Origin of the sequence: Meridianimarinicoccus aquatilis (assembly GCF_004358675.1) — a bacterium.
GTDB lineage: Bacteria > Pseudomonadota > Alphaproteobacteria > Rhodobacterales > Rhodobacteraceae > Meridianimarinicoccus > Meridianimarinicoccus aquatilis.
The window spans coordinates 1-4,863 of sequence record NZ_SMZO01000110.1 but is presented as its reverse complement, the minus strand read 5'-3'; the positions used below and the strand labels follow the sequence as shown (position 1 = coordinate 4,863).

8 protein-coding genes are annotated in these 4,863 nt (G+C 57.5%); 6 read left to right on the top strand and 2 right to left on the bottom strand.

Annotated features, from left to right (window positions below; genetic code table 11):
• Positions 1-53: 53 nt before the first annotated feature.
• Entirely contained in the window at positions 54-764 is a 711-nt protein-coding gene (locus E2L05_RS20410) for an IS6 family transposase (protein ID WP_133343683.1), read from the bottom strand.
• A 334-nt stretch (positions 765-1,098) separates the two neighbouring features.
• On the bottom strand, positions 1,099-1,500 hold the full coding sequence (locus E2L05_RS20405) for a MerR family transcriptional regulator (protein WP_133344860.1): 402 nt from the start codon (positions 1,498-1,500) through the stop codon (positions 1,099-1,101).
• Positions 1,501-1,556: 56 nt separating this feature from the next.
• Here E2L05_RS20405 and E2L05_RS21210 point away from each other — a divergent pair, with 56 nt between their 5' ends.
• The 6 genes from E2L05_RS21210 (at position 1,557) to tnpC (ending at position 4,835) form a co-directional block, all read left to right on the top strand.
• Entirely contained in the window at positions 1,557-1,937 is a 381-nt protein-coding gene (locus tag E2L05_RS21210) for a hypothetical protein (protein ID WP_243722080.1), read from the top strand.
• Positions 1,934-2,143 carry a mercury resistance system transport protein MerF gene (gene merF, locus E2L05_RS21205; protein WP_243722079.1) on the top strand — a complete coding sequence of 70 codons (210 nt, stop codon included), beginning with the start codon at positions 1,934-1,936 and terminating at the stop codon, positions 2,141-2,143. Before E2L05_RS21210 ends, merF begins: the two co-directional genes overlap by 4 nt.
• Entirely contained in the window at positions 2,119-2,343 is a 225-nt protein-coding gene (locus E2L05_RS21285) for a GDCCVxC domain-containing (seleno)protein (RefSeq protein WP_133344856.1), read from the top strand. Before merF ends, E2L05_RS21285 begins: the two co-directional genes overlap by 25 nt.
• A 166-nt stretch (positions 2,344-2,509) precedes the next feature.
• Complete coding sequence (tnpA, locus tag E2L05_RS20390) at positions 2,510-2,914, top strand: IS66-like element accessory protein TnpA (RefSeq protein WP_133342306.1); 405 nt, start codon at positions 2,510-2,512, stop codon at positions 2,912-2,914.
• A complete protein-coding gene (tnpB, locus tag E2L05_RS20385) occupies positions 2,911-3,258 on the top strand; it encodes an IS66 family insertion sequence element accessory protein TnpB (RefSeq protein ID WP_133342307.1) in 348 nt (115 codons plus the stop codon). Before tnpA ends, tnpB begins: the two co-directional genes overlap by 4 nt.
• A gap of 68 nt (positions 3,259-3,326) precedes the next feature.
• Complete coding sequence (gene tnpC / locus E2L05_RS20380) at positions 3,327-4,835, top strand: IS66 family transposase (protein WP_133342308.1); 1,509 nt, start codon at positions 3,327-3,329, stop codon at positions 4,833-4,835.
• The last annotated feature ends 28 nt before the right edge of the window (positions 4,836-4,863 follow it).

The window sequence follows — 4,863 nt, the reverse complement described above, 5'->3', positions numbered from 1 at the left end:
GGGACTGTTGCGTTAATTTGCGCGTGTTGAGCTTTCCCTGATGGCACAGGTGGTTACGTGGCGGTTTTGAAGAGGCTGGCGATGAATTCAATCTCGCCTCTGACGCCGGGTTGTTTGTGGTGGATATGGCCGCGTTTGATGGTCCGAATCGTTTCGACTCCGCTGAGGGTCGCTTTGGCGGATCGGAGCGAGCGGAAACTCTGGCGATAGCCAAGGAGCCGTTTCATTGCGGCGTGGTCGCTCTCGATCAGGTTGTTTCGCCATTTCCGGTCAATGTGACGGATGCTGTCGAAGTGCGGGTCATATCGGTGGTTGATCTCGCGGATGACGCGCCGGTAGGCGTGTGCCTTGTCGGTGCAGATTGTTACCGGCCGGTGGAGCCGCACGCGCTCGATCGCCTTGCAAAGAAAGGCTTTCGCGGCCTTCGCATCGCGTCTTGCGGTCAGCCGAAAGTCAACCATCTGCCCGTTGGCATCGATCGCGCGCCAGAGGTAGCGCCACTTGCCGCCGACGCGGATATACGTTTCGTCCACATGCCAATCAACGCTGCCGCGGCGCAGATGCCGTTCGGTGCGCCGCGTCAGCTCCGGGCCAAACTTCTGGACCCAGCGATACACGGTCGACCGATCGACGTTGACGCCGCGCTCCGCCAGAAGATCCACAACATCTTGGTAGGACAGCGGGAAGCGCAGATACCAGCGTACGGCGCACAGGATGATCTCACGTGGAAAACGATGGTGCTTGAACGGTGATTTATGCGGCATCGAGAACCTCCAAAGCCACATCGTCGCTACGAAACGAAGCTAATGCAACAGTCCCGATAGAGGCGATTGCCTTGGGGGTCGTATAGGGTCATCTCACTCATATTTTCCACTTTATATCAGAAGTGGAAAATAGTGAATCTTCAAAATCCTAAGTGTCTGGAACTATTCACATTGAAATCAGCGATCGCCGGCACGATCGGAGCTGGAAAGATGCCTGCCGGCTGCGGTGAAATTTTCCACTATGGCCGATAGTGGAAAATGACAGTGCCGACATTCGCGGCACGTCGCCTGAACTCGTAAAGCGCGAACAGACAAATCCGCAGACCAATCAATGTCAGCATTCCGATAAGCCCGCTCTTAAGGTGTCCAACATCGGGCAATCGCTTCGCCCATTTTCACAGTTAGCGACTAGCTCGGCCAAGGCTTTTTCAAGCTGCCGAAGCTCCACCAATTTCGCCCGTACATCCGAGAGGTGTTTTCGCCCAAGCTGCTCAACCGTCTCACAAGCGTCCGACGGTGCATCGGCCAAGTTGCGAAGCGCTACGGCATCGTTGATCGAGAAACCAAGATCACGACAGCGCTTGATGAAACGAAGCTCGGAAATCTCAGCGTTTGAGTACGCCCGTCTTCCCGACGGCGTCCGGCCTGCCCTTGAGATGACCCCTTCGCGCTCATAGTAACGGATCGTTTCAATTGAAACGCCGCTTAACCGTGACGCTTCTCCAATCGCGACCATGTGATCAATCTCCTCTTGCTTCTGTAGTTACTACAGGATGCACAAGGTCACTCATGATGTCGAATACTGAAACACTCCAAGACAGCGGAAAGGAGCCAAACCGGCTTCTCGTCGGCGGTGCTGGCTTACTCGCACTGCTGAGCGCATCCTGCTGCGTACTGCCGATTGGCTTGTCGATTCTAGGTTTAGGCGGAGCTTGGCTGACGATGCTCAGTCCCTTTGTCGCCTATCGTATTGAGATACTGGTGCTCGTGGGGCTTGTGCTGGCATGGGGCTGGTTCCGACTGTGGAGCCGTTGGGCGTGTGCGAAGCGCAAGCGCTCCACATTTGTCCTTCTATCGTTCACGACAATCGCCTTTGCACTAGCCGCGAGTTCGCCGCTCTGGGAAGAAGATGCAGCTCGAACGATGTTTGCTCTCTGGAGACAATCGCAGTGAGGGACTGGTTGCTACCATTTGGTCTCGGTGGTGTAGGTTTGGCGGCTCTGTGTTGCTTCACGCCACTGCTGCCGTGGATGTTTTCAATTCTTGGGGTCAGTGGCGCACTCGGCTACGTCTATAGAGACGATGTGCTGCTGCCAATCCTTGCTGGCTTTCTACTACTCACGGGATACGCACTATGGCGACGCAAACGAACGAAGTGAACCTTCAATCAACGATCACCTGCCCTGAATGCGGACACGCCGTAGAAGAAACGATGCCGACGGATGCGTGTCAGTGGTTCTACGAATGCACGTCCTGCCGCACGGTTTTGAAACCACTCGAAGGGGACTGCTGCGTCTATTGTTCCTACGCGACTGTGCCTTGCCCCCCTATACAGGAAGGCAAGTCCTGCTGCGCATAGCGGACGCTCGGCGGATCGCAGCATTCGGTTGGTGTGGACTCAAAACCCGAATTTTCCAGAATTACCAATAGTGGAAAATACGTATGCGTCCGGTGTGACTGCCCTGCCTGCATGATAGAGTGGGTGATAATGTCCACTATCGATAGTGGACATCTTGAGGTTTGTTATGGCGGGGAAGAAGGGCTTGAAGAAGCGGGTCTGGTCGGATGACGAGAAACGCACGATTTGCGCGCAGACACTGACATCGGGCGTTTCGGTTGCACAGGTTGCGCGGCGCTATTCGATGAATGCGAACTTGATTTTCAAATGGCTGAAGGATCCCCGATTTGCGCCGATAGAGAGCCGCGTATCTACCGTTGATGCCGTGGATGAGAGCATTTTTCTCCCTGTGGAGATTGCAGCGCCGCCACTGGAGAGCGCCGAACGTGCGCATGGTGCGGAGGATCCTCCTTGTTGCGCGATCAGCGCGGAGCGGGTGGACATTACCCTGTCGGACGGGCGGCGCATTCTTGTTGAAGGTCCGACGGCCCTGTCATCGGTTGTTGGCCTGATCCATGGGCTGACAGCATGATCCCGGTGCCGAGCAATACGCGCGTTTGGTTGGCGGCGGGCGTGACGGACATGCGGCGCGGGTTTAATACGCTGGCGGCGCAGACGGAGAAGGAGCTCGCTGAGGATCCTTATTCGGGGCATCTGTTCGTCTTCCGTGGGCGTCGCGGCGATCTGTTGAAGATCATCTGGTGGGACACCCAAGGCGCATGCCTTTTCATGAAGCGCCTTGAGAAGGGTCGGTTTGTCTGGCCAGCTGCCAAAGACGGCAAAGTGCACATGACGGCGGCGCAGCTTTCGATGCTGCTGGAAGGCATTGACTGGCGCACACCGCAGCGAACATGGCGGCCAACGCGGGCTGGTTAGTCCAATAAAATATAGGGTTTGGCGCATTCCCCGTTCCGTTTGGCAGGTTGAGCGGATATAAATTGCCCATGCGTGAGACCTTCAAATCCCTGCCCGAAGACCCTGCTGAACTGCGCGCAGTCAGTGAGCTTTTGGTCGCTGAAGTGAAGTCGCAAGCCTATCAAATCGAGAAGCTGAAGAATGAACTGGCGGGACATCGCAAGGCGCGTTTCGGCAGCAAATCCGAGACCATGGATCAACTGGCCTTCGATCTGCAGGAAGACGCCGAGATCGAAGCCGCCGCAGCACAACAGACAGTGCTCACAGGCGAAGCCGATGATCAGGCCACCGACAAACGCAGCCACAATCGCGCGCCGCTGCCTGACCACCTTCAGCGACAAGACGAGATCATTTCACCCGGTGACACCTGCGGCGATTGTGGCGGCGCGCTCAAGCCGCTCGGCGAAGATGTGACGCAAGAGCTGGAATACGTCCCCGGCCACTTTGTGGTTAGGCGGATCGTGCGTCCGCGCATGACCTGCACCTGCTGCGAGGCTTTCGCCCAGGTCGAACTACCCTCGCGCCCGATCAACCGCGGCCGCCCTGGACCGGGTCTGTTGGCGCATGTTCTGGTCGGGAAATATTGTGATCACCTGCCGTTATATCGCCAGTCTGAGATCTATGCGCGCGAAAAAGTCGATCTGCATCGCTCCACGCTGACCGATTGGGTTGGGCGATCAACGACGCTGTTGGAACCACTGGCCACCCACATCGGCAAACTCGTGCGCGCCGGGCCTGCGCTGTTCGCGGATGACACGCCGGTCAAGATGCAGGCCAAAGGCCGCGCGCAAACCGCACGGTTGTGGAGTTATGTCCGCGATGAACGCCCATGGTGCGGGCAAGCGCCACCCTGTGCGTGGTATCAGTTCAGCGTGGACCGTAAAGGCGAGCACCCCTCATCCCACCTCAAGGGGTATCAGGGCGTGATCCATGCCGATGGGTTCACCGGCTTCAATGGTCTATTCGGGGCCGATCGCGCCAGCGAGCAGGCCTGCATGGTCCATGTGCGCCGCAAGTTTGTCGATATCTATGAAAGCGAAGGCTCTGTCATCGCCCAGCAAGCGATCAAGCGGATCGCGAGCCTCTATGCTGTGGAAAAAGAGGCCCGCTACAAACCGGCTGAAGACCGCGTGGCGCTGCGACAAGAAAAGGCAAAGCCGATCTTCGACGATCTCGAGGCGTGGCTCACCCTGCAACTCCCCAAGATCTCCGGCAAATCGACCCTCGCAGCGGCAATCCGATACGCGCTCGGGCGCATGCCGAAAGCGCGGGCATATCTCGAAGACGGCACGCTGGAGCTGGACAACAATATCTGTGAGCGATCAATCAGGCCGGTGACTCTGGGCCGCAAAAACTATCTGTTCATGGGCTCAAAGGGCGGCGGCGATGCTGCGGCCGTCGCCTACACCCTCATCGAGACCTGCCGCATGAACAAGCTCGACCCCGAAGCCTGGCTGACCTGGGTTCTCGCGCGCGTCTCCGATCAAAAGATGACCCAGCTCGAAGACCTCATGCCCTGGAACCGGACGCCAGAATAAGTCAACACCAGTCAGACCGGACGCATAC

What these genes read in the sequence shown, in the direction of transcription:
- E2L05_RS20405 (WP_133344860.1), bottom strand. Translation starts at nt 1,500, where the DNA reads ATGGTCGCGATTGGAGAAGCGTCACGGTTAAGCGGCGTTTCAATTGAA.
- tnpB (WP_133342307.1), top strand. Translation starts at nt 2,911, where the DNA reads ATGATCCCGGTGCCGAGCAATACGCGCGTTTGGTTGGCGGCGGGCGTG.
- tnpC (WP_133342308.1), top strand. Translation starts at nt 3,327, where the DNA reads ATGCGTGAGACCTTCAAATCCCTGCCCGAAGACCCTGCTGAACTGCGC.
- tnpA (WP_133342306.1), top strand. Translation starts at nt 2,510, where the DNA reads ATGGCGGGGAAGAAGGGCTTGAAGAAGCGGGTCTGGTCGGATGACGAG.
- E2L05_RS21285 (WP_133344856.1), top strand. Translation starts at nt 2,119, where the DNA reads ATGGCGACGCAAACGAACGAAGTGAACCTTCAATCAACGATCACCTGC.
- E2L05_RS21210 (WP_243722080.1), top strand. Translation starts at nt 1,557, where the DNA reads ATGTCGAATACTGAAACACTCCAAGACAGCGGAAAGGAGCCAAACCGG.
- E2L05_RS20410 (WP_133343683.1), bottom strand. Translation starts at nt 764, where the DNA reads ATGCCGCATAAATCACCGTTCAAGCACCATCGTTTTCCACGTGAGATC.